Below are 22,614 nucleotides of genomic sequence, written 5' to 3' on the forward strand. Positions count from 1 at the left end.
ATTCTATTATGAATTGTATACAAAAATGGAGTCGCGCTAATGTCTGAATTACCTGCCCGCCCCGGTCGTCTCAATGGCCTGCGCCATATCGCCCTGCTGGTGCCCAACCTTGAAGAGTGCGAGCGTTTCTATGTCGATGTGCTGGGCATGGAGGTGTTGAATCGAGCCAACGAGGATCTGGTCTACTTGACGTGTGGTAACGACAACCTCTCGCTGGGGCGGGGGGCAGGGGCTGCCAATGGCCTGCAGACGCTGGATCACTACGGCTTCATCGTCGACAGCGTGGAGGAATTGGAGGCCTGGTATCAGTACTTCAAGGCTCGTGGGGTGACCTTGCTGGACCGGCCTTTCAATCATGGGGATGGCGCGCGCAGCTTCCACTTGCTGGACCCGGCAGGCAACAAGGTGCAGCCGCTGTACCACCCGGCGGTATCCGGGCAGCGGCTTTCGTAGGAGCGGCCTTGTGTCGCGAAAGGGCTGCGCAGCAGTCCCAGGATAGCTGTGGCGCCGCTGATATCCTGGGGCCGCTTTGCGGCCCTTTCGCGACGCAAGGCCGCTCTTACAGGGCGCGTCAGGGCAGACATTGTTTACTCGGCATCCAGATGCATCGGTGTAATCACCCGGCCATCTTTTTCAGCCTGTCCAAGGCTTGTATCAATGAAATACACCCGGTCATCCTCAAGCTTGCCCTTGTCGACCAGGTAGTCCTTGATACTGCTGGCCCGCTCCTGGCCCAGGGTGCGCAGCAATGCGGCGCTTTCGGCCCATGACTTGATCACCGCCTCGCGCAGCCTGGCGGTGCGCTCCTCGCGGCTCAGCTGTTCCCAGTCGGCCGGCGGTTGCTGTTTCAGACGGGTACGGTAGATGCCTTCGAGCATGGCCGGTTTGTCGCTGTCGTCGACCACCAGCATGGAGGCGTTGGCCGGCACCTTGTCGCCACGGCGTTGCAGGATCTTGTACCAGGTGGCCTGATACTCCCGCTCCAGGCGCTGCTGAGCGAGCAGTGGGCCATCACTGCTCTGGGCACTGGTGCCTTCGATTTCCAGGCGCAGTTCGGGGCGCTCCTTGAGGGCCGAGGCGAGTTTGTCCAGGGCGGATTGCGCATCGCCACTGAGCTCGCTGGAACCTGGGGCGAACGATACATTGCCGAGGTCTTGCGAGCCGCCGCCAGCAATCAGCCCGCCGATGAATTTGAAAGGCGCCTGAGCCGCACGCAGCACCAGGTTGCGCAATGTCTGCCAGACGATAGGCATGACGCTGAATTGCGGGTTGTTGAGGTCGCCGGTCACCGGCAGCTCGATCGAAATCTTGCCTTCGGTGTCTTTGAGCAGCGCGACCGCCAAGCGAATGGGCAGGTCGACCGCATCCGGGCTATCGACCTTCTCACCCAACTGCAATTGCTCGACCACCAGCTTGTTCTCGGCCTTCAATTGGCCATTGGTGATCAGGTAGTGCAGGTCGAGGTTCAGGCGGCCCTTGCGGATACGGAAGCCGGCGAACTTGCCAGAGTAGGGCGTCAGCGTGGTCAGCTCGACACGTTTGAAGCTGGTGGCGATATCCAGGCTTGCCATCGGGTTGAACGGGTTCAGCGCGCCTTTGATGGTAACCGGTGCATAACGGTCGACCTTGCCCTTGATGTCGACCTTGGCCGGCGCCGGCTTGCGGTTGTCGATGGTGCCGATCTGGCCGTTGAGCTGCTGCACCGCCGTGGCGAAGTTAGGTGTCAGAGTGAGGTCGGCAAAGTTGGCTGAACCATCGTTGATGCTGATCTGCCCGATGCGGATGCCCAGCGGCTTGCTGCTTTGGGTGCTGGCCGGCTTGGCTTGGCTTGGCGCGGGGGCATTGGCAGGCTGCGGGATCAGCAGGTCATCGACATTGGTGGTGCGGTCTTCGTTGATGATGAAGCGGGCATAGGGCTGCAGCAGGGTAACCTTGTCGATCGACAGGGCATCACCGTGCACATAGGCCAGGCCGTCCACATTCACCTGTTGCCATTTGACGAAGTCGCGGTTCTTGATGGTGTCCAGGGTGTGCAGCTGGTTGACCTGCGCCTTGCCGGCCACGGTGAAGGCCAGTGGTTCGGTGCCTTTGAGGTCGACCTTGAGGTCGCTGGCAAGCATGCCGCTACGCAGCTCCAGGCGGATGAACGGGCTGATGTAGGCCTGCGCAATACGCAGGTCGATGTCGCGTGTGCTGACATCGAGCCTGGCGCTGACCGGCGCCAGGTTGACCTCGCCACTGGCCTGCAACTTGCCCTGCTTGCCAATGCCGGTGTCGAGCTTGAGGGTGAAGGGCGACTGGTTGAGGCTGTCGAAGCCCTGAAGGTCGACGTTCAGAGGCCCAACGTCCAGCGCAACTGGCTCTTTCTGGCTACGGTCGGCCAGGTGCACCTGATAATTGCGCAGTTGAACGTCCTTGAGTAGCACTTGCCATGGCTTGCCCGGTTCCTTGGCTGCCTTGTCGTCGGGAGCCGGTTCGGCGGCGGCCGGCTCTGCCTTTTCCGTTGGCGTGGGCTTGGCCGGCTGGCTGGCGAAGAGTTTCTGCCAGTCGAGCTGGCCGTCCTGCTCCAGGGCGGCCCAGGTTTCCAGTTTTTCACTGCGGATCTTGCCCACGGTAACCCGCTGTTTGGCCAGGTCGATGCTGGTTTCGCTGACATCGAGGCTCGCCAGGCGTACCAGTGGGCGACCATCTGGCGCCTTGATGGCGAATGGCGCGACACGTACCGAGGTGTTGTCCAGCAGCAGCTCGGTTTCCTTGGACAGGTTGAGCGTGTAGTGCGTGTCGAGGTTGACCACGCCGTCCTCCAGCACCAGCGGCACGGCATCGCGAACGTAGGGCCAGAACAGCTTCATCTTGCCGTCGGTGATTTTCAGAGTGCCCTTTGAAGCTATAGGCGCAAGGCTCAAGGTGCCGTTCCAGTCGATGCGCCCACCGTTAGGGCCCAATGCCACCAACGTCATGTCAGCGTTGTCGTCCGGCAAGGTGCTGAGGTTTTTCAGCTCCAGGTTCATGTCGTCGTAGATGAATTCGATCGGCTCGCTTGGGCGCGCATCGGCAAAATGCAGGTAGCCAGCGCTGAGCTTGATGCTGCCGATGCGCAAGGGGAACGGATCGGATGCAGGCTCTTCAGCTTTGGGTTCGCTGGCTGGCAGCTTGAACAGCTGGGTGAGGTTGAGCGTGCCGTCCTTGGCGAACAGCACTTCGTTGCGGGGTTTGTCGAGTTCGATCGCCTGCAGGTGCAGGGCGCCGCTCCACAGGCTGTCGAGCGCAAGGTTCGCATACAGCCGCTCAAACCCTACCTGTTCTTTGCCCGGTTCGCCGATCTGCAGGCCCCACAGCGTCAGCTCGAGGCTGAACGGGTTGAGCTCGATACGCTGAAGGTGCGCCGGCAGTGTGGCGTATTGGGCCAGCTGCTGGTTGGCGATGCGCAGGGCAACGCCAGGAACGATGAGGAAGCCAAGCAGGCTGTAGAGGGCCACGAGAGCCAACAGGGCGCCGAGGGCGCGAGTCAATCCTTTGTACATGTGTCGCTTCGTCTGTCCAGGCAGGAGAGCTTGGAGTATGGCAGGTTAAATCGGTTCCGCTGGGGGCGCGGCATTTGCGCTCACTCGATCCCCATGCGCCTTTTGGCGCGATGCGCCGAACCGTCACGCATGGCCCAACGCAGTACCGGGGCGGTGCGGCTTAGCCCCAAACGGATCATGCGCTGCTGCAGCGGGCCCTGATGCAGGCCGAGCATGGCCTGGGCCCAGGCCGGCAACAGGTCGATACCCGCTTGCAGCATCAACCTGCCAACCGGCTGGGCAAGACGGCTCGGTGCAGGGGCCTGAAGCAGGATTTCGATCACTTCCAGGCTGCGCGCGTCGCAGTGCAATTGAGGACGCATACGCTGCAGGTACTCGTCGACCTGCTGGCATGAACGGGGCACATCGCGGGCGCCGAGGCGTTCGGCGATCAGGGCGATTTCGTCGTAATAGGCATCCTGCTCGGTGCGTGACAGCTGCGGGTCACGATAGCGCAGGTGGGCCGCGAGGAAGCTGCTGACTTCGGCCACATGTACCCAGGTCAGCAGATCGGGGTCGCTGGCAGCGTATGGACGGCCATCGGGCGCAGTCCCGGTCACTTGCAGGTGAATGGTGCGCACCTTGTCGATCAGCCACTCGGCGTCACGGGTCGAGCCGAATGTCGTGCCCGAAATGAATTGGCTGGTGCGACGCAAGCGGCCGAGCAGGTCTTGGCGAAAGTTGGAGTGGTCCCACACGCCCGCCAGTGCCAGCGGGTGCAGCAGTTGCAGCATCAGGGCGCTGATACCGCCAACCAGCATGCTGGGGAAATCGCCATGCACCCGCCAGCTCATGCTGTGCGGGCCGAACAGGCCGGGGTCACCTTTGGGGGATTCCAGGTCGAGCTGGCCGAGGGCCAGCCCGGTGAGGCTCATGACCTGGGTTTCGATACGGCGGCGTAGGGCTTCCATGGTGACCTGTCGTTCAGGGCGGCCATGAACAGGTGCCGCCGGCTATTGGTTGAGGCGTTTGTCGATCAACCCCTGCACCACGCTTGGGTCAGCCAGGGTCGAGGTGTCGCCCAGGGTGTCGAGTTCGTTGCAGGCGATCTTGCGCAGTATACGCCGCATGATCTTGCCCGAGCGGGTCTTGGGCAAGGCCGGCGCCCACTGGATCAGCTCGGGTTTGGCGAAGCTGCCGATTTCCTTGCTGACCAGTGCCAACAGTTCCGCTTTCAGGGCATCGTCCGCTGTCACGCCGTTCATGGTCGTCACGAACGCATACACACCCTGGCCCTTGAGGTCATGGGGGTAACCGACCACTGCGGCCTCGGCGACGCTTTCATGCAATACCAGTGCGCTTTCCACTTCAGCGGTGCCGATGCGGTGGCCGGAAACGTTGATCACATCATCGATGCGGCCGGTGATCCAGTAGTCGCCATCGGCATCGCGCCGGGCACCGTCGCCGGTGAAGTAATAGCCGGGCATGGGCTTGAAGTAGGTATCGACCATGCGTTGGTGGTCGCCGTAGACGCTGCGGATCTGCCCCGGCCAACTCGCCTTTATCGCCAGCAAGCCGGCGCCGGGCCCTTCGATCGGCTTGCCTTGGTCATCCAGCAGCACCGGTTGCACGCCGAACATGGGTTGTGTCGCACAACCTGGCTTGAGCTTCTGTGTGCCGGGCAGCGGGGTGAGCATGATGCCGCCGGTTTCGGTCTGCCACCAGGTGTCGACGATGGGGCAGCGTTTTTGGCCGACTTCTTCGAAGTACCATTCCCACGCCTCTGGGTTGATCGGCTCGCCGACGCTGCCGAGCAGGCGCAGGCTCTTGCGCGACGTACCCTGTAACGGGCCAGAGCCTTCACGCATCAGAGCACGCAGTGCGGTGGGCGCGGTATAGAAGATATTGACCTTGTGCTTGTCCACCACCTGCCAGAACCGCGAGGTGTCCGGGTAGTTGGGAACACCCTCGAACATCAGTGAAACCGCGCCGTTGGCCAGCGGGCCATAGACGATGTAACTGTGGCCGGTGACCCAGCCCACGTCGGCGGTGCACCAGAACACCTCGCTGTCACGGTAGTCGAACACCACCTTGAAGGTCATGGTGGCCTGCAGCAGGTAACCGGCGGTGGTGTGCAGCACGCCCTTGGGCTTGCCGGTGCTGCCGGAGGTGTAGAGGATGAACAGCGGGTCTTCGGCCTCCATGGGTTCAGGTGGGCAGTCGTCACCCGCGTTTTCCGTTGCCTGGTCATACCAGAGGTCGCGGCCCTCGCTCCAGGCTACATCGGTACCGGTACGGCGCACCACCAATACGCTGCTGACGTCCGGGCAACTGGCCATTGCCTTGTCGACATTCTGCTTGAGTGGGATGCGTTTGCCGCCGCGCAGGCCCTCATCGGCAGTAATCACGGTGCGGCAGTCAGCATCGAGAATGCGGTCGCGCAACGCATCCGGGGAGAAGCCGCCGAACACCACCGAGTGGATCGCGCCAATCCGCGTGCAGGCAAGCATGGCGTAGGCAGCTTCGGGAATCATCGGCATATAGATGCATACCCGGTCGCCTTTCTTCACGCCACGTGCCTTGAGTGCATTGGCCAGGCGACAGACCTGGCGGTGCAACTCTTGGTAGGTGATGGCCTTGGAGTCCGCAGGATCGTCGCCTTCCCACAGCAGGGCGGTCTGCTCGCCGCGTTGGGCCAGGTGGCGATCGATGCAGTTGTAGCTGACGTTCAGCTGGGCACCTTCGAACCAGCGGGCTTCGCCGGTCTTGAGGTCGCATTGCTGTACCCTGGACCACGGTTTGATCCAGGCCAGGCGTTTGGCCTGTTCGGCCCAGAAGGTGTCGGGGGCTTCGACCGACTGGCGGTAGAGGCGGCTGTAGTCGTCGGTAGAAAGGCTGGCGGACTGGCTGACGGCCAGGGCCTGGGGGTAGTCGCGTATATCGAACATGGCAGGTGGTCCTTTGCTCTTGTCGGGGCGGTGGACTGCAACGGCTATTCGATTGGACAGTGTAGCTGGAAGAGGTGTTCAACCTGTGCCGGCGTCTTCGCGGGCTGGCCACGAAGACGCCGGCATCGGCATCGGTCAGCCGCGGTGACGGCCGCGGAAGTAGTTGATCAGGCCCTGGGTGGAACCATCTTCGGCGCTGTCTTCCAGGCTGCCGACGATACGCTGGTAGACACCCTTGCCCAGCTCCTTGCCCAGTTCCACGCCCCATTGGTCAAACGCGTTGATGCCCCAGATCACGCTCTGTACGAACACCTTGTGCTCATACATCGCCACCAGCGCGCCAAGGCGACGCGGGCTGATGCGTTCGACCACAAGGGTGTTGCTCGGGCGGTTGCCCGGGATCACCTTGTGTGGAGCGAGCTGTTCGATGTCGGCTTCATTCAGGCCCTTTTGGCGCAATTCGGCCTCGGCCTCCTCACGCGTTTTGCCCAGCATCAGCGCCTGGCTTTGCGACAGGCAGTTGGCGTACAGCCACTGATGGTGGTCGGCAACCGGGTTGAAGCTCACCACCGGGACAATGAAGTCGGCCGGGATCAGCTGGGTGCCCTGGTGCAGCAACTGGTGGTAGGCGTGCTGGCCGTTGCAGCCGACGCCGCCCCAGATCACCGGGCCGGTATCGGTCTTCACTGGCGTACCGTCGGTCAGCACGCTCTTGCCGTTGGACTCCATGTCCAGCTGCTGCAAGTGTTTGGTGATGTTGCGCAGATAATGATCGTAAGGGAGGATCGCGTGGCTGCGGGCACCCCAGAAATTACCGTACCAGACGCCCAGCAGGGCCAGCAGCACCGGCATGTTTTTCTCGAACGGCGCGGTCTGGAAGTGCTGGTCCATGGTGTAGGCACCCGACAGCAGTTCCTTGAAGTTGGCGGTACCGATGGCCAGGGCAATCGGCAGGCCGATGGCCGACCACAGCGAATAGCGCCCGCCGACCCAGTCCCACATGGGGAAGATGTTCTCTTCGCGGATGCCGAAGGCTACGGCGGCAGCCTTGTTGCTGGATACGGCGATGAAGTGGCGATACAGCTCGGCTTCCGAACCGCCCTGGGCCAGGTACCAGGTACGCGCGGCCATGGCGTTTTTCAGGGTCTCGAGGGTGTTGAACGACTTGGACGAGACGATGAACAAGGTGGTTTCGGCGCGCAGGTTGGCCGACAGCTCATGGAACTCACTGCCATCGATGTTGGCCAGGTAGTGGCAGCGCACGCCGCGCTGGGCGTAGGGCAGCAGCGCCTCGGAAACCAGTTCAGGGCCCAGGAAAGAACCGCCGATGCCGATATTGACCACATCGGTGATCGGCTTCTCACTGTAGCCACGCCACAGCCCGTCATGGATACGCCCCACCAGCTCGGTGATCTGGTTGAGTACCTTGTGCACCTCGGGCATCACGTTGACGCCGTTGACGCTGAGCTTGTCACCCACCGGGCGGCGCAGGGCGGTGTGCAGCACGGGGCGGCCTTCGGAGGCGTTGATGATTTCGCCGCTGAACATCGACTTGATCGCATCCTGCAGGCCGACTTGTTCGGCCAGCTGCACCAGCAGGTCGCGGCTTTGTTCGTTGATCAGGTTTTTCGAGTAGTCGAGGAACAGGCCGCAGCAGCTCAGGGAAAACTCGTCGAAGCGCTTGGAGTCGGCGGCGAAGGCTTCGCGCATGCTGAAATCCTGCATGGCGTCGCGGTGCTGCTGGAGGGCCTGCCAGGCTGGCAGGGCCGTAACATCATGGGGTGTCCGGTAATACGCCATTGCGCAGAATTCCTTGTTGCGTAGTGTGGCCTTGGACAGGGGCGTCATGGCCAGGTTCAGGCTGGCCATCATTATAGGCATTGGTTGCGCGCAGGGAATGGGGCGGGGAGGGGAATTTGGGGCTGCAGGGCAGCCCCCGGCATCATGCAGTCTTTTCGTCCAGATGCACGTAAAGGTTGTCGATAAGCCGCGTGTTACCCAGGTAGGCCGCCACCAGAATCACCAGGTCCCGGTCATCGACCATCGCTGGGCGAAGGGTCAGCGCATGGCGTACCTGCAGATAGTCCGGGCGCAGGCCGGCCGCTGTCAGCTGAGCCTGCCCATCGGCAACCAGCGCTGCAAAGTCGCGCTGGCCACGGCGGATGGCGTCGCCGATCTGCTGCAGCGTGCGGTACACAACCGGGGCGGTAGCACGCTGTTCTGCCGTCAGGTAACCATTACGCGACGACAGCGCCAGGCCATCCTCGGCGCGCACGGTCGGCTCGCCGATGATCTGGATCGGCATGTTCAGGTCACGCACCATGGCGCGAATCACCGCCAGTTGCTGGTAGTCCTTTTCGCCGAACACTGCAAGATCGGGCTGCACCATGTTGAACAGCTTGCTGACCACGGTGGCTACGCCCTCGAAATGCCCCGGGCGGCTTGCGCCACACAGGCCTTCGGAAAGGTTCGGCACGCTGACGCGGGTCTGCACGGCCATACCGTCGGGGTACATCTCTTCGACAGTGGGAGCGAACAGCAGATTGCAGCCAGCCTGGAGCAGGCGCTCTTGGTCGGCGGCGAGGGTGCGTGGGTACTTGTCGAGGTCTTCGTTGGCGCCGAACTGCAGCGGGTTGACGAAGATGCTGGCAACGACGAAGTCGGCACGTTGGGCCGCTGTGGTCACCAGCGCAGCATGGCCGCTGTGCAGGTTGCCCATGGTTGGCACGAAGCCGATACGCTTGCCCTCGCCACGGGCGCGTGCAATGGCAGCGCGCAGTTCACGGACGGTCTTGACTGTGTTCATGCGCTGAATCCGTGCTCGCTCGCTGGGAAACTGACGTCTTTGACAGCCTTGACGTAGGCGGTAAGTGCGCTCGCGATGTCCGGTTGGCCGACCATGAAGTTCTTCACGAACTTTGGTACCCGACCGCTAAGGGACAAGCCCAGCATGTCGTGCAGGACCAGCACCTGGCCGTCGGTAGCGTTGCCGGCTCCGATGCCGATCACTGGGATGCTCACGGCCTGGGTAATCTCTGCGGCCAATTCGCTAGGTACGCATTCGAGCAACAGCATGGCGGCGCCGGCCTGTTCCAGGGCGATGGCATCGGCGCGCATCTGCCGTGCCTGGGCTTCCTGGCGCCCCTGCACTTTATAACCGCCCAGAACGTTGACGGTTTGCGGGGTCAGGCCCATGTGAGCGCACACCGGCACACCGCGCTCGGCCAGCAGGCGAATGGTCTCGCCCAGCCAGGCAGCGCCTTCAAGCTTGATCATGTGGGCGCCGGCCTGCATCAGCGTGGCGCAGTTGGCGAAGGCCTGCTCGGGGGTGGCATGGGCCATGAAGGGCAGGTCGGCAAGAATCAGCGCACCCTCGTTGCCGCGTTTGACGCAGGCGGTGTGGTAGGCCATTTCCGCCGTGGTGACGGGCAGCGTGCTGTCATGGCCCTGCAGGACCATCCCCAAGGAGTCGCCCACCAGCAACACTTCGACGCCGGCCTGGCTTGCAGCCTTGGCAAAGGTAGCGTCGTAGCAGGTCAGCATGGTGATCTTTTCACCCTTGGCCTTGAGGCCGTGCAGGGTGGTCAGGGTTACTTCAGGCATGTAGGAAAATCCTCGTTCAGGCGCTGTGAAAAACGACCGCCAACAACGCGTGTAGTCATCTTCCGGAGCGGCACATCATCGCGTGTGATGTTCGGGGCACAGGTCCGTCCGGGCCTAAATACGGGTATGCGGCACTTTGGTGCCACACGGGACGCCTATAGTCGTGAGCGAGGTGGGGGAAGTCAATCACCCTGTTACCGCATTGTTACGAACAGGGTGTTACTGGCGTTACCGCCCTTGGAGAAAGGCCCCAAGCGCCTGGGCTACAGGCGTTCCAGGCCGACAAACGGGCAGGCTTGGAGCAACTGGGCAAGCGGGCGGCCGTCGGCCAGGTGAAAGTCGTCTGCCACCAGTTCGGCCAGTGGGTACAGCACGAAGGGGCGGGCATGCATGTGGTAGTGCGGCACCTGCAGGCGTGGCACATCGATGACGTGGTCGCCGAACAGCAAGATGTCTAGGTCGAGCGTGCGTGGGCCCCAGCGTTCCTTGCGTACACGGCCCTGTTCATTCTCGATGGCCTGCAGGGCGTCCAGCAGGTCCAGGGGGGCGAGAGAGGTATCCAGGGCGGCGACGGCGTTGGTGTAACGCGGCTGGCCAGGCAGCAGGGAGTCGCTGGTGTACAGGGCAGAGGCCGCCACCAGACGGGTGCTCGCGACCCGGTCCAGCGCCTGCAGGGCGTTGCCCAGTTGCTCGGCAGGCGCATCCAGGTTGCTGCCAAGGCCGATGTAGGCGCGAGTGGTCACTCGAACGCCTCATCGCCACCACGTTTGCGCTTGCTGTTGCTGCGCTTGCGCTTGCGTGGGCCGGCCCCGGTGCCTTCATCACGGCTGCCCAGCTCGCGGATCATCTCGCGGCGCTCGGAGTCGTTGGCATCCTGGTAATCGGTCCACCACTGGCCAAGGTCGTCGGTTTCTTCGCCTGCGCTCTCGCGCAGCAGGAGGAAATCGTAGCCGGCACGGAAGCGTGGGTTGTCGAGCAGCAGGTCGGCGCGTTTGCCGCTGCGTCGTGGCAGGCGCTCCTGCATGTCCCAGATCTCGCGGATAGGCAGGGTGAAACGCTTCGGAATGGCAATGCGCGCACACTGTTCGGCAATCAGGTCGTGGGCTGCGCCATTCATGGCCGGGATCGGCGGTACACCCTGGTTTTGCAGGTGCAGTACGCGGCTTGGCAGGGCTGGCCAGAGCAGGGCGGCGAACAGGAAGGCCGGGGTCACCGGTTTGCCTTGCTTGATACGCAGGTCAGTGTTGCTCAGCGCCTGGCTGATCAGGGTATGGGTGTAGGTCGGGCGCTCTTCCAGTGCATGCGCACTGGCCGGGAACAGCGGCTCGAACAATGCCAGGTCGACCAGCATCTCGAAGACGATCGCGCCTTGGCCGGACAGGAACAGCTTGAGGCATTCCTCGAACAGCCGCGCAGGTGGGATTTCGCGCAGCAGCGGTGCCAGGCCGCGGATCGGCTGGAAAGTGTGCTTTTCGATGCCGAAGTCGAGTTTGGCGGCAAAACGCACCGCACGCAGCATGCGTACCGGGTCTTCCTGGTAGCGATGCGTCGGGTCACCGATCAGGCGCAACAGGCGGTTGCGTACGTCGTGCACGCCGTTGGCGTAATCGAGGACGCGTTCGCTGACCGGGTCGTAGTACAGGGCGTTGATGGTGAAGTCGCGGCGTTGCGCGTCCTCTTCCAGGCTGCCATATACGTTGTCACGCAGAATGCGACCACTGGCATTGTGCGACGAGCGGTGACTGTCACCTTGGTCGTCTTCTGAGTGATGGGCACGGAAGGTCGCGACTTCGATGATTTCACGGCCGAAATGCACGTGAACCAGCTTGAAGCGACGGCCGATGATGCGCGCATTGCGGAACTCGGCACGTACCTGCTCAGGTGTTGCGCTGGTGGCGACGTCGAAGTCCTTGGGCGTGATGCCCAGCATCAGGTCGCGCACGCAACCACCGACCAGGTAGGCCTGGTAGCCCGCGCCTTGCAGGCGCTCGACGATATTCACCGCATGGCGGCTGAACTGGTGGCGCTGCAGCGAGTGTTGGCTCTTGTTGATCACCTCAGGCGTGGTGCGCTTGTGGTGCTGGCCCGGTACGGGAGGGCGGAAAGACTGGAACAGCTTCTTCAGCATGGGATGCACTGTGTGAAGGAATGTTCGGCCAAGAATAGGAGAATGGCCGCATGATGGGCGGGGATTCTAGCATTTACTCGGGGAATGGTGTAGGCGGTAGCAGGATGGACTGCCAGAAGGGAGAAACGACAAGGGGAGCCTAAGCTCCCCAAGAAGTCGTTGCGTGCTCTTATTGTTTTTATGCCGGGCTTCTTGTTTTTGTTGAGTGCCCTGCCCACAAATCTCAAAGCTTGTGGACGACCCCCAATCCAGGGGTTAAGAGCAAACGGATTGCTTTGGCCGCTGATGTCACGCTGATCATTCGATCCAACCAGTTCAGGCGCTGCTTTTTAGTGCAGTTTTTGTTGTTCTCTGCCTGGTCGTGGGGCAAGCCCCAAACACGCATCCTCTCCAAAAGAATCAGTTAGCTGCGCCTCCGCCGTCTTGTTTTTATTGTGCGTGAGCCGTTTCGTCTTGTTCTTATTCTGAGTTGCAGTGCTTGTTATTGTTCTTGTACTGAACATATAGCAGGTGGCGTGCCAACTTTTTCAAACCCAATGAAATCAATGGTTTGGCGGGTTTTTGAGAAGGCTGGCGGGTGGTAAATGTCGGAATTTCGTTACCTTACGCCTCGGGAACTGTTACGGCGCAAAGATTGGGTAACAGATTTTTGCGGGTACTGATGTGTTACCACGGGTTGCCGCGACGCTGTTCAGCGTCCATGCGATCGAGCGCCGCGCGGGCGGCGCTCGATCTGACTGGCGCCACCTTTGCTGCGGCGTGCACCATCGGAGTCGATCATTCGCTGGTAGCGTTGCTCTTGCGGCGCGGTATGCCCAGGCGCTGACGGCGCTCCCACAGGCACTTGCGGCTGACCCCGAGCTTGCGGGCAAGCTCGGTTTCGGTCATGTGGTCCTGGTGCTCAAGCACGAAATGCTGGAAGTAGTCTTCCAGCGACAGATCCTCGGTCGGCTCATGGCTGGCGTTGCTGGCAGCGCCAGCGGCCATCGCCTTGTCGAGAAGGTCGTCATCGTCCATATCGCTCAGCTCGATATCGATACCCAGCAGTTCTGCCGATATTTCCGCGCTCTCGCTCAGAATCACCGCACGCTCTACGGCGTTCTCCAGTTCGCGCACGTTGCCCGGCCAGCTGTAATGACGAATGGCTTGCTCGGCTTCAGGCGAGAAGTGCAGGTCGTCACGACCGATGCGCGCGCTCTGCCTGGCGAGGAAGGCGCTGGCGATCTCGTTGACGTCACTGCCGCGCTCGCGCAGGGCTGGCAATTTCAGGGCGATCACATGCAGGCGATAGTAAAGGTCTTCACGGAATTGCCCAGCCTTGGCCAGGTTTTTCAGGTCGCGGTGGGTCGCGGCAATCAGGCGCACATCGACTTTTTGCGACTGTACCGAACCCACCCGGCGGATTTCGCCCTCCTGCAGTACGCGCAGCAGACGGGCCTGGGCTTCCAGTGGCAGTTCACCGATCTCATCGAGGAACAGGGTGCCGCCGTCTGCCGCTTCCACCAGGCCGGCACGCCCGGCGCTGGCACCGGTGAACGCACCTTTTTCGTGGCCGAACAGTTCCGACTCGATCAAGGTTTCGGGAATGGCCGCGCAGTTCACCGAGATCATCGGCGCTTTGGCGCGCCGTGACAGGTTGTGCAGGGCACGGGCTACCAGTTCCTTGCCGGTACCGGACTCACCCTGGATGAGCACATTGGAATCGGTGGGCGCCACCTTGCGGATCTTGCTGTACATATCCTGCATGGGGGGGCAGGAGCCAATGATGCCGATCTCGCCGTTGGCAGATGCCGGGGCGCCTTTGTCGGCAGGCGCTGCCTTGCCGTTGCTGCGTGGCTCGGCGGCTGGGGCGGGTGCCGGCGCACTCTGCCGGTCGCGCAGGATGCGCGCCACGGCCTGGAGCATTTCGTCGTGGTCGAAAGGCTTGGCGATGTAGTCCACCGCGCCCATCTTCATCGAGTCCACCGCCGAGCGCAGGCTGGCGTAACTGGTCATGATCAGCACCGGGGTGCCTTGGCCGAGCTTGATCAACTCGGTTCCCGGCGCGCCGGGCAGGCGCAGGTCGCTGACGATCAGGTCGAAGGTGGCAATGCTGAAGCGTTCCTGGGCTTCCTGCACCGAGCCGGCTTCGCTGACCTGGTACTGGTTCCGCTCGAGCAGGCGACGCAAGGCCGAGCGGATGATGGTTTCGTCTTCGACGATCAGAATATGCGGCATTGATTCAATTCTCTCGACGGTCTCGAATTTCAGGGGACGTCGCTACGACATGCCGGGGCAGGGTCACGCGGATCCGTGTGCCACGTTGCCGTTCGATGTCGGCCGGGCTGTCGATGGTGATTTGCCCATAATGCTCTTCCACGATGGAATAGACCAGAGCGAGCCCCAGTCCGGTTCCTTCGCCCGGGTCCTTGGTGGTGAAGAAAGGTTCGAACAGGCGGTCCATGATGTTCTTCGGAATCCCACTGCCTTCGTCCTCGACGATCAGGTCGACGGTGTGCTCGCTGACTTCGGTGCGTACCCGCACGGCGCTGCCGGGCGGCGAAGCATCGCGCGCGTTGGAGAGCAGGTTGATCAGGACTTGGGCCAGGCGCTGGGGGTCCCCCTCGGCCCAGTGGTCAGGGTCGCAGAGGTTGAAGAACTGTACTTCGAAATTGCGCCGGTTCAACGCCAGCAGACCGATGGCATCCTGGGCCACTTCAGCCAGGCACACCGGCTCTTCGCTGTTCTGGTGGCTACCGCCGGCATGGGCAAAGCTCATCAGCGACTGCACGATGCGCGACACCCGTTTGGTCTGTTCGAGTATCTGGCTCGACAATTCGATGATCTCGCCGTCCCCTTCGCGCTCCTCGCGCAGGTTTTGCGCCAGGCAGGCGATGCCGGTGATCGGGTTGCCGATCTCGTGGGCCACGCCCGCAGCCAGGCGGCCGATACTGGCAAGACGCTCGGAGTGCACCAGCTTGTCTTCCAGGGCCTGGGTCTCGGTGAGGTCTTCGACCAGCAGCACCAGGCCGCTGTTGCCGGGTGCCAGGGGCTCATCGATGGCTGCCTTGTGCAGGTTCAGCCAGCGCGGCTGCCCGTCCAGTACCAGGCGCTGCTTGTGCAAGTGCTCATCAGGCACGTTGATGAAACCTTGCAGCAGGCCGCGCCAGGGTTCATCGATGGTTACCAGGCGCGACCCTACCACGTGCTTGGCGGCGATGCCGGTCAGCTCCTCCATGGCCTTGTTCCACATCAGGATTTCCTGGTCCTTGGCCAGCGAGCAGACGCCCATGGGCAGCTCCTGCAGGGTCTGGCGGTGGTAGCGGCGCAAGGCATCGAGTTCAGCAGCCAGGCCCGTCAGGCGCGAGTGGTAGTCTTCCAGGCGGCTTTCGATGAAGTGAATGTCTTCGGTGACGTAGTTCTCGTTGCCAGACTTGTAAGGCAGGAAGGTTTCGACCATGTCCTGGGCCACGCTCGGCCCCATCAGGCCCGACAGGTTGGCCTCGATGCGGTCACGCAGGCGGCGCAGGGCATAGGGGCGGCGCTCGTCGAACGGCAGGTACAGGTCACGCAGGGCTTGTTCGACTTCCTTCTGTGCAGCCTTGGCACCCAGTGGCTTGGCCAGTTGGGTGGCGAATTCCTGCGGTGAGGCAGCATGCAGCTCGCGGCGCTGGGGGCGGCGCACGTTGTCTACCGCGCATGCTTCAGCGGCGCTGACTTCCTCGCTGCTGGCGTTGGTGAACAGTGAAATCAGCGTGAACAACAACACGTTGGCTGCCAGCGAGGCAATCGCTGCCATGTGCCAGCTGGTGTCGTCGAGCACATAGATCATGTCCAGCAGCGGGATGTAGAAGCCCTGCAGATTGCCCAGCAGGGGCAGCAGCATGGTCACCATCCATACCAGGGTGCCGGCCAGCAGGCCGGCGATGAAGCCGCGGCGGTTGGCGGTCGGCCAGTACAGCACCGACAGCACCCCAGGCAGGAACTGCAAGGTGGCGACGAAGGCGACGATGCCCAGGTTGGCGAGGCTCTGGTGGGTGTTCTGGTTCAGGTAGAACATGAAGCCAGCGGTGATGATGGCGACTATCAGCGCGCGGCGGGTCCATTTCAGCCAGCGGTAGATGTTGCCTTCGGCCGGTGGCTGGTACAACGGCAGCACCAGGTGGTTGAGCGCCATGCCAGACAGCGCCAGGGTGGTGACGATGATCAGGCCGCTGGCGGCAGACAACCCACCGACATAGGCCAGCAGTGCCAGCGCCTTGTTGTTGGCGGCGATGCCAAGGCCCAGTGTGAAGTACTCGGGGTTGGTACTGGCGCCCAGGCGCAGGCCTGCCCACAGCACCAGCGGCACGGCCAGGCTCATCAACAGCAGGAACAGCGGCAGGCCCCAGCTGGCGCTGACCAGCGAGCGCGGGTTGAGGTTTTCGGTGAAGGCCATGTGGTACATGTGCGGCATGACGATGGCCGAGGCGAAGAACACCAGCAGCAGGGTGCGCCATGGGCCCTCCTGCAAGGGGGTGTGCAGCGCTGCCAGGGCTGTCTGGTTCTGCAGCAGCCACACTTCCAGCCCGTGCGGGCCCCCGAACACGCCGTACAGGGCATACAGGCCAATGCCGCCCAGGGCCAGCAGCTTGATCACCGACTCGAAGGCGATGGCGAACACCAGCCCTTCATGCTTTTCGCGCGTGGCGATGTGGCGTGAGCCGAAGAAAATGGTGAACAGGATGATCAGCGCACAGAAGGCAAAGGCCACCCGGGCCTTGACTGGTTCACCGGTGAGAATGCTGATCGAGTCGGCCACTGCCTGAATTTGCAGCGCCAGCAGGGGCAGTACCCCGATCAGCATGAAAATGGTCGTCAGCGCACCGGCCCAGGTGCTGCGAAAGCGAAAGGCCAGCAGGTCGGCCAGTGACGACAATTGGTAGGTGCGGGTGATCTTGAGGATCGGGTAGAGCAGCACCGGTGCCAGCAGGAAGGCGCCGGACACCCCAAGGTAACAGGCGAGGAAGCCGTAGCCATACTGATAGGCCAGGCCCACCGAGCCGTAGAACGCCCAGGCGCTGGCGTAGACGCCCAGCGACAGGGTGTAGGTCAGCGGGTGGCGAATGATCGAACGGGGTATCAACCCACGCTCGCTGATCCAGGCCACGCCGAACAGCACCATCAGGTACGCGGCGCTGATCAGGATCATCTGGGTCAGGCTAAAGCTCATCGGCATCTCGTTGGCTCTGCAGGATGAAGGTGACGACGATCAGGATCAGCCAGAGCAGGTAAGGGCGGTACCAGGCACCGGTCGGTTCGATCCACCAGTCCATGATGGCCGGGGAGAACAGGTAGATCCCCACGACCAGAAGCAGGACCAAACGATAGATGTACATGCTGGCCTCGATGGTTGGGCGCTGCGGGCTTGGACTTATTATTGGCGCAAATGGCTGGGGCGATGCTAGCGGGAATCGGTGGTGTTCGCCAAGGGTTTGAAATTATTGGGCTTTTGTTTTTGAGGCGTTAGTTGCCTGTAATGGCCCTATCGTCGGTAAGCCCGCCCCCACAAGTACCCACACCTATAGGTACTGCACTGTACCTGTGGGGGCCGGCTTGCCGGCGATAGGGCCGGTGATGCTTCAGTTCAAATCAGCCTCGGGCACCGTCGTTCGCTGTGCAATGGCCCCTGGCTGCCAGCGCTGGCGCGCCACGGCCAAGACTTCAGCCGGCGTCGCCGTCAACAACTGGGGGTCGGCTTCCTGGCCCAATGCCCGCAACGCCCGCAACAGCAACGGTGTCGCCTGGCCAGCCTCAAGGGGCGGCGAACGGTACGACTTGCCCAGCTTGTGCCCATCAGGTTGTACGATCAGCGGAATATGCAGGTAACGCGGCTGGGAAAAGCCCAGCAATTCCTGCAGGTACAGCTGGCGCGGCGTGTTGTCGAGCAGGTCGGCCCCGCGCACGATGTCGGTAACACCTTGCCAGGCATCATCCAGCACAACGGCCAACTGGTACGCATACAGCCCGTCGCGGCGCTGAATCACGAAATCGCCCACCTCGCGGCCAAGGTGTTGCTGAAACTCCCCTTGCACCCGGTCGGTAAAGCGGTAGAGCAGTTCCGGCACCCGTAGGCGGATGGCTGCGCCTTCACGGGCATGCCCGGCGTTGCGGCAAAACCCTGGATAGATGCCGTTGTAGCCTTCGAGCTGCTTGCGCGAACAGGTGCAGGCATAGGCCAGGCCCATATTGAACAAGCGCTCGACCACTTCTGCATAAGCCCGGTGGCGCTGGCTCTGGAAGACAACCTCGCCGTCCCACTCCAGCCCATAGCGCTCCAGCGTCTGCAGGATGGCATCACGGGCGCCCGGCATTTCCCGGGGCGGGTCGGTGTCTTCCACGCGAAGCAGCCAGCGGCCATTGACCGCGCGGGCGTCAAGCCAGGAGGCGAGGGCGGCGACCAGCGAGCCGAAGTGCAGAAAACCGCTGGGGGTGGGGGCGAAGCGTCCGATGTAGCGGGAGTCGTTCATGGGTGGTCGTGCGTATGAAATGAAACGGGGCGCATGATGCGCCCCGTTCGGGTAGGAGAAGGATCAGCCTTTGCCGACTGTTTTTTCCTTTTTCTCCGCGATTTCCTTGCAGTCGAAGCACAGGTCGGCAGTCGGACGGGCTTCCAGGCGGCGCAGGCCGATCTCGATACCGCAGGAGTCGCACCAGCCGTATTCGTCGTCCTGAATTTTCTGCAGGGTCTTGTCGATCTTCTTGATCAGCTTGCGCTCGCGATCGCGGTTGCGCAGCTCCAGGGCGAATTCCTCTTCCTGGCTGGCGCGGTCGGCCGGGTCCGGGAAGTTGGCCGCTTCGTCTTTCATGTGATCAACGGTGCGATCCACACTGACCATCAGCTCGCCTTTCCAGGCATTGAGCAGCTTGGTGAAGTGCTTTTTCATGGGCTCGCCCATGTACGCCTCACCCTTGCTTTCGACGTAGGGCTCGACACCGTACATGGTCTGGACTTTTTGCTTTTCTACGGTGGACATGAATAGACCGCCTCTCACTCATCTGATCCAATGCGCAGGATGCTCCATCTCCGGCACCCGCCGGCCCTGCGACTGCGAGCCGCCGAACTTACCAGATAGATCGGGGGTGCGCTAGCCCGCCCGGTCCTAGCTGTTGACAGCGCCGTGAAGCGCACGTTCGGTGCCGCGCAGAGGTAGAATCACCAGTTTAGACCCAATTGAGAGAAGGTCATGGCTCACCCCTACAGTGCGCGCAGCCGCGCCATCGAACCCTTCCACGTCATGGCGTTGCTGGCGCGGGCCAACGAGCTGCAAGCGGCCGGTCATGATGTGATCCACCTGGAGATCGGCGAGCCGGACTTCACCACTGCCGCGCCTATCGTCGAGGCAGGCCAGGCAGCGCTGGCTGCCGGGCATACCCGCTATACCGCCGCGCGTGGCCTGCCGGCACTGCGCGAGGCGATTGCGGGTTTTTACGACCAGCGTTATGGCGTTGCGGTGGACCCTGAACGCATCCTGATCACCCCGGGGGGCTCTGGCGCGCTGCTGTTGGCCAGCAGCCTGCTGGTCGACCCGGGCAAGCACTGGCTGTTGGCAGACCCCGGCTATCCATGCAACCGCCACTTCCTGCGACTGGTCGAGGGTGGTGCGCAACTGGTACCTGTCGGGCCTGAGGTGAACTACCAGCTGACCGCCGACCTGGTGGCCCGCCACTGGAACCAGGACACCGTCGGTGCCCTGGTCGCCTCGCCAGCCAACCCCACCGGTACGGTGCTGGAGCGTGATGAGCTGGCCAGCCTGGCCAAGGCCACCCGCGAACGAAATGGCCACCTGGTGGTGGACGAGATCTACCACGGGCTGACGTACGGCATGGACGCTGCGAGCGTCCTGGAGGTGGATGATTCGGCATTCGTCCTGAATAGTTTTTCCAAGTATTTCGGCATGACCGGGTGGCGGCTTGGCTGGCTGGTTGCCCCGCCTGACGCCGTGGCCGATCTGGAAAAACTGGCGCAAAATCTGTACATCAGCGCGCCCAGCATGGCCCAGCACGCCGCACTGGCCTGCTTCCAGCCTGAAACCCTGGCAATATTCGAAGCGCGCCGCGCCGAGTTTGCCCGTCGTCGCGACTACCTGTTGCCCGCCCTGCGCGAACTGGGCTTTCGCATTGCCGTGGAGCCGCAGGGCGCGTTCTATCTATATGCCGACATCAGTGCCTTTGGTGGCGATGCCTTTGCCTTTTGTCGGCACTTTCTGGAAACCGAGCACCTGGCGTTCACGCCGGGCCTGGACTTTGGTCGCCACCTGGCCGGCCATCATGTGCGCTTTGCCTACACCCAGAGCCTGCCGCGGCTGGAGGAAGCGGTCCAGCGCATCGCCCGGGGCTTACGGAGCTGGCAAGGCTGATGGTGTTCTTTCCTCCACTCGAGCAGGGGCGGCTGTTGCGCCGCTACAAGCGGTTCCTGGCGGACATCGAACTGGCCAATGGGGAGCAACTGACCATCCATTGCCCCAACACCGGCTCCATGCTCAATTGCATGCGTGAGGGCGGGCAGGTCTGGTTCAGTCGCTCCAACGACCCCAAGCGCAAGCTGCCGGGCACCTGGGAAATCAGTGAAACGCCCCAGGGGCGGCTGGCCTGCGTCAACACGGGGCGGGCCAACGCGCTGGTCGAAGAAGCGCTTCGCGCCGGCGTGATCCGAGAGCTGGCGGGCTTCACTGCACTCAAACGTGAGGTGGCCTACGGTGAAGAAGGCAGCCGGGTGGACTTTCGCCTGGAGTTCGACCACGGGCCGGCCTACGTCGAGGTCAAGAGCGTGACACTGGGGTACCCGGACACGGCAGTGGCCGCTTTCCCGGATGCTGTTACCCAGCGCGGTGCCAAGCACCTGCGCGAACTGGCGACGCTGGCCCGGCAAGGTATACGTGCGGTGCAGTTGTACTGTGTGAACCTGACAGGCATCGAAGCGGTGCGCCCGGCCGACGAGATCGATGCGGCTTATGCCCGGGCACTGCGCACCGCGGTAGCGGATGGAGTAGAGGTGCTGGCCTATGGTGCGCGCCTGGATGCCGGGCACATCGTCATCGACCGTCCGCTACCGGTGCTGCTCAACCCCTGAGCCAGATGCCCTGGCTATCTTCCAGGCAGTCCAGGGCCTGCAGCGCGTCACCTTCGCAGGGGCCTGCCACGCATTCGCCATTCTCAATCAGGAACAGCGCCCCGTGATGGGCGCAGTGGATCAGGCTGGCACTGTCATCGAGAAATGCGTCCGCCTGCCAGTTCAAGGGGATACCCCGGTGCGGGCAGCGGTTGCGATACAGGTGCACACGGCCCTGGCGACGCACGCCGAACAGTTCGGTGCCGTCTACGCTGAAGGCGCGGCTGTGGCCCTCGGCCAGCGCTGCGGAAGTACAAAGGAAGTGCATTTGCGGGAACGACTCGTGAAACAAGTGATGGCTTGACGCGTCAATGCGAATAATTATCAAATTGCCCGCTATCGCTGCGCCCGGTTGTCTATGGTGCGCAGTTCCGCCGTTCGCCACAAGGCGTGTGGCTCGCCTTCAGAAGGAATCCGATGATGCGTCGTCCCGCTGTCTTGCTTGCCTTGTGTGCGGCCCTGGTTGCTTGCACCCAAGCCCTGGCCGCCGACCTGCCACAGCGCTGGGTCAGTGCTGGCGGCGCATTGAGCGAGTGGATCAGCGCACTGGGCGGCGAGCCCCGCCTGGTGGGTGTGGACACCACCAGCCAGCATCCTGAGTCACTCAAGGGCCTGCCAAGTATCGGTTACCAGCGCCAGTTGTCGGCCGAGGGCATCCTCAGCTTGCGCCCGGATGTACTGGTGGGCACAGAAGAGATGGGGCCGCCACCTGTGCTTGCGCAAATCCGCAAAGCCGGCGTTCGGGTGGAGCTGCTCTCCAGCAAGGCTGACCTCGCCGCCGTGGATGCAAACCTCGAGCAGTTGGGTATGTTGCTCGGCGCCGAGCAGAAGGCCGCGCAACTCGTTGCCGATTATCATCAGCAGCTCGAGGTATTGCAGGAGCAGGTCAAGCAGGCCCAGGCCAGCCACAAGGTGCCCGGTGTGCTGTTGCTGGTCGGCCATGCCGGTGCCAAACCGCTGATTGCGGGGCAGGGCACCGCAGGTGACTGGCTGCTGCGTCAGGCAGGTGGGCGAAACCTGGCGGAGCATCAGGGATACAAGAATTTCTCCAATGAGGCCTTGGCGGCGCTGGACCCGGATGTCGTGGTGTTCTCCGACCGCGCCTTGGTCGGCGAACAGGCCCTGCAGGCACTGCTCAAGGAAAACCCGGCGCTGGCCACCTCCCGTGCGGTACGCGACAGGCGCCTGGTGCCACTCGACCCGACCTTGCTGGTTGGTGGCCTGGGCCCGCGCTTGCCGCTGGCCCTGCAAGACCTGGCGGCTGCGCTCTACCCGGCGGCAAAGGTCAGCTTCACGCAATGA

18 protein-coding genes are annotated in these 22,614 nt (G+C 62.7%); 4 read left to right on the forward strand and 14 right to left on the reverse strand.

Going from position 1 to position 22,614, the window contains the following annotated elements:
• Positions 1–39 precede the first annotated feature (39 nt).
• Positions 40–453, forward strand: a complete 414-nt coding sequence (locus BLX42_RS20165; protein WP_046788159.1) for a VOC family protein — start codon at positions 40–42, stop codon at positions 451–453.
• 134 nt (positions 454–587) lie between these two features.
• Here BLX42_RS20165 and BLX42_RS20170 read toward each other — a convergent pair whose 3' ends face one another.
• From BLX42_RS20170 to dksA, 13 genes are all read right to left on the reverse strand, one after another.
• A complete protein-coding gene (locus tag BLX42_RS20170) occupies positions 588–3,524 on the reverse strand; it encodes a DUF748 domain-containing protein (protein WP_161872471.1) in 2,937 nt (978 codons plus the stop codon).
• 80 nt (positions 3,525–3,604) lie between these two features.
• A complete protein-coding gene (locus BLX42_RS20175; protein ID WP_046788161.1) occupies positions 3,605–4,474 on the reverse strand; it encodes an oxygenase MpaB family protein in 870 nt (289 codons plus the stop codon).
• Between the two features lie 42 nt (positions 4,475–4,516).
• On the reverse strand, positions 4,517–6,451 hold the full coding sequence (gene acs, locus BLX42_RS20180; RefSeq protein ID WP_161872472.1) for an acetate--CoA ligase: 1,935 nt from the start codon (positions 6,449–6,451) through the stop codon (positions 4,517–4,519).
• A gap of 135 nt (positions 6,452–6,586) precedes the next feature.
• Positions 6,587–8,251 (reverse strand): glucose-6-phosphate isomerase, encoded by a 1,665-nt coding sequence (gene pgi, locus BLX42_RS20185; protein WP_125923576.1) that lies wholly within the window; start codon positions 8,249–8,251, stop codon positions 6,587–6,589.
• 142 nt (positions 8,252–8,393) lie between these two features.
• The gene (panC, locus tag BLX42_RS20190; RefSeq protein ID WP_161872473.1) at positions 8,394–9,257 is read right to left on the reverse strand and encodes a pantoate--beta-alanine ligase; all 864 of its coding nucleotides are present in this window, start codon (positions 9,255–9,257) and stop codon (positions 8,394–8,396) included.
• A complete protein-coding gene (gene panB, locus BLX42_RS20195; RefSeq protein ID WP_046788164.1) occupies positions 9,254–10,054 on the reverse strand; it encodes a 3-methyl-2-oxobutanoate hydroxymethyltransferase in 801 nt (266 codons plus the stop codon). Before panB ends, panC begins: the two co-directional genes overlap by 4 nt.
• Before the next feature lie 263 nt (positions 10,055–10,317).
• Positions 10,318–10,797 carry a 2-amino-4-hydroxy-6-hydroxymethyldihydropteridine diphosphokinase gene (gene folK, locus BLX42_RS20200; protein WP_012312667.1) on the reverse strand — a complete coding sequence of 160 codons (480 nt, stop codon included), beginning with the start codon at positions 10,795–10,797 and terminating at the stop codon, positions 10,318–10,320.
• Entirely contained in the window at positions 10,794–12,182 is a 1,389-nt protein-coding gene (locus tag BLX42_RS20205; protein WP_046788165.1) for a polynucleotide adenylyltransferase PcnB, read from the reverse strand. Before BLX42_RS20205 ends, folK begins: the two co-directional genes overlap by 4 nt.
• Before the next feature lie 777 nt (positions 12,183–12,959).
• Positions 12,960–14,399 carry a sigma-54 dependent transcriptional regulator gene (locus BLX42_RS20210; protein ID WP_046788166.1) on the reverse strand — a complete coding sequence of 480 codons (1,440 nt, stop codon included), beginning with the start codon at positions 14,397–14,399 and terminating at the stop codon, positions 12,960–12,962.
• Between the two features lie 4 nt (positions 14,400–14,403).
• On the reverse strand, positions 14,404–17,379 hold the full coding sequence (locus tag BLX42_RS20215) for a sensor histidine kinase (protein ID WP_161872474.1): 2,976 nt from the start codon (positions 17,377–17,379) through the stop codon (positions 14,404–14,406).
• The gene (locus BLX42_RS20220) at positions 17,363–17,539 is read right to left on the reverse strand and encodes a hypothetical protein (protein WP_003250005.1); all 177 of its coding nucleotides are present in this window, start codon (positions 17,537–17,539) and stop codon (positions 17,363–17,365) included. Before BLX42_RS20220 ends, BLX42_RS20215 begins: the two co-directional genes overlap by 17 nt.
• 243 nt (positions 17,540–17,782) lie before the next feature.
• Positions 17,783–18,670, reverse strand: a complete 888-nt coding sequence (gluQRS, locus tag BLX42_RS20225; protein ID WP_161872475.1) for a tRNA glutamyl-Q(34) synthetase GluQRS — start codon at positions 18,668–18,670, stop codon at positions 17,783–17,785.
• Between the two features lie 63 nt (positions 18,671–18,733).
• Complete coding sequence (dksA, locus tag BLX42_RS20230) at positions 18,734–19,177, reverse strand: RNA polymerase-binding protein DksA (RefSeq protein ID WP_039604811.1); 444 nt, start codon at positions 19,175–19,177, stop codon at positions 18,734–18,736.
• A gap of 210 nt (positions 19,178–19,387) precedes the next feature.
• On the opposite strand from dksA, the gene BLX42_RS20235 reads away from it, so the two are divergent.
• Both BLX42_RS20235 and sfsA read left to right on the forward strand, forming a co-directional pair.
• Positions 19,388–20,560, forward strand: a complete 1,173-nt coding sequence (locus BLX42_RS20235; RefSeq protein ID WP_046788168.1) for a pyridoxal phosphate-dependent aminotransferase — start codon at positions 19,388–19,390, stop codon at positions 20,558–20,560.
• Positions 20,560–21,273 carry a DNA/RNA nuclease SfsA gene (gene sfsA / locus BLX42_RS20240; protein WP_039604039.1) on the forward strand — a complete coding sequence of 238 codons (714 nt, stop codon included), beginning with the start codon at positions 20,560–20,562 and terminating at the stop codon, positions 21,271–21,273. Before BLX42_RS20235 ends, sfsA begins: the two co-directional genes overlap by 1 nt.
• Here sfsA and BLX42_RS20245 read toward each other — a convergent pair.
• Positions 21,263–21,580, reverse strand: coding sequence for a Rieske (2Fe-2S) protein (locus tag BLX42_RS20245; protein WP_115273551.1), 318 nt, complete (start codon positions 21,578–21,580; stop codon positions 21,263–21,265). The two genes, sfsA and BLX42_RS20245, sit on opposite strands and share 11 nt — an antisense overlap.
• A gap of 149 nt (positions 21,581–21,729) precedes the next feature.
• Here BLX42_RS20245 and BLX42_RS20250 point away from each other — a divergent pair, with 149 nt between their 5' ends.
• On the forward strand, positions 21,730–22,614 hold the full coding sequence (locus BLX42_RS20250; RefSeq protein WP_161872476.1) for a hemin ABC transporter substrate-binding protein: 885 nt from the start codon (positions 21,730–21,732) through the stop codon (positions 22,612–22,614).

Origin of the sequence: Pseudomonas sp. SG-MS2 (genome assembly GCF_009933855.1) — a bacterium.
Classification (GTDB): domain Bacteria; phylum Pseudomonadota; class Gammaproteobacteria; order Pseudomonadales; family Pseudomonadaceae; genus Aquipseudomonas; species Aquipseudomonas putida_E.

Coding starts and splice junctions, on each gene's coding strand:
- BLX42_RS20165 (WP_046788159.1), top strand. CDS start 40: ATGTCTGAATTACCTGCCCGCCCCGGTCGTCTCAATGGCCTGCGCCAT.
- BLX42_RS20170 (WP_161872471.1), bottom strand. CDS start 3,524: ATGTACAAAGGATTGACTCGCGCCCTCGGCGCCCTGTTGGCTCTCGTG.
- BLX42_RS20175 (WP_046788161.1), bottom strand. CDS start 4,474: ATGGAAGCCCTACGCCGCCGTATCGAAACCCAGGTCATGAGCCTCACC.
- acs (WP_161872472.1), bottom strand. CDS start 6,451: ATGTTCGATATACGCGACTACCCCCAGGCCCTGGCCGTCAGCCAGTCC.
- pgi (WP_125923576.1), bottom strand. CDS start 8,251: ATGGCGTATTACCGGACACCCCATGATGTTACGGCCCTGCCAGCCTGG.
- panC (WP_161872473.1), bottom strand. CDS start 9,257: ATGAACACAGTCAAGACCGTCCGTGAACTGCGCGCTGCCATTGCACGC.
- panB (WP_046788164.1), bottom strand. CDS start 10,054: ATGCCTGAAGTAACCCTGACCACCCTGCACGGCCTCAAGGCCAAGGGT.
- BLX42_RS20205 (WP_046788165.1), bottom strand. CDS start 12,182: ATGCTGAAGAAGCTGTTCCAGTCTTTCCGCCCTCCCGTACCGGGCCAG.
- BLX42_RS20210 (WP_046788166.1), bottom strand. CDS start 14,399: ATGCCGCATATTCTGATCGTCGAAGACGAAACCATCATCCGCTCGGCC.
- BLX42_RS20215 (WP_161872474.1), bottom strand. CDS start 17,379: ATGCCGATGAGCTTTAGCCTGACCCAGATGATCCTGATCAGCGCCGCG.
- BLX42_RS20220 (WP_003250005.1), bottom strand. CDS start 17,539: ATGTACATCTATCGTTTGGTCCTGCTTCTGGTCGTGGGGATCTACCTG.
- gluQRS (WP_161872475.1), bottom strand. CDS start 18,670: ATGAACGACTCCCGCTACATCGGACGCTTCGCCCCCACCCCCAGCGGT.
- dksA (WP_039604811.1), bottom strand. CDS start 19,177: ATGTCCACCGTAGAAAAGCAAAAAGTCCAGACCATGTACGGTGTCGAG.
- BLX42_RS20235 (WP_046788168.1), top strand. CDS start 19,388: ATGGCTCACCCCTACAGTGCGCGCAGCCGCGCCATCGAACCCTTCCAC.
- sfsA (WP_039604039.1), top strand. CDS start 20,560: ATGGTGTTCTTTCCTCCACTCGAGCAGGGGCGGCTGTTGCGCCGCTAC.
- BLX42_RS20245 (WP_115273551.1), bottom strand. CDS start 21,580: ATGCACTTCCTTTGTACTTCCGCAGCGCTGGCCGAGGGCCACAGCCGC.
- BLX42_RS20250 (WP_161872476.1), top strand. CDS start 21,730: ATGATGCGTCGTCCCGCTGTCTTGCTTGCCTTGTGTGCGGCCCTGGTT.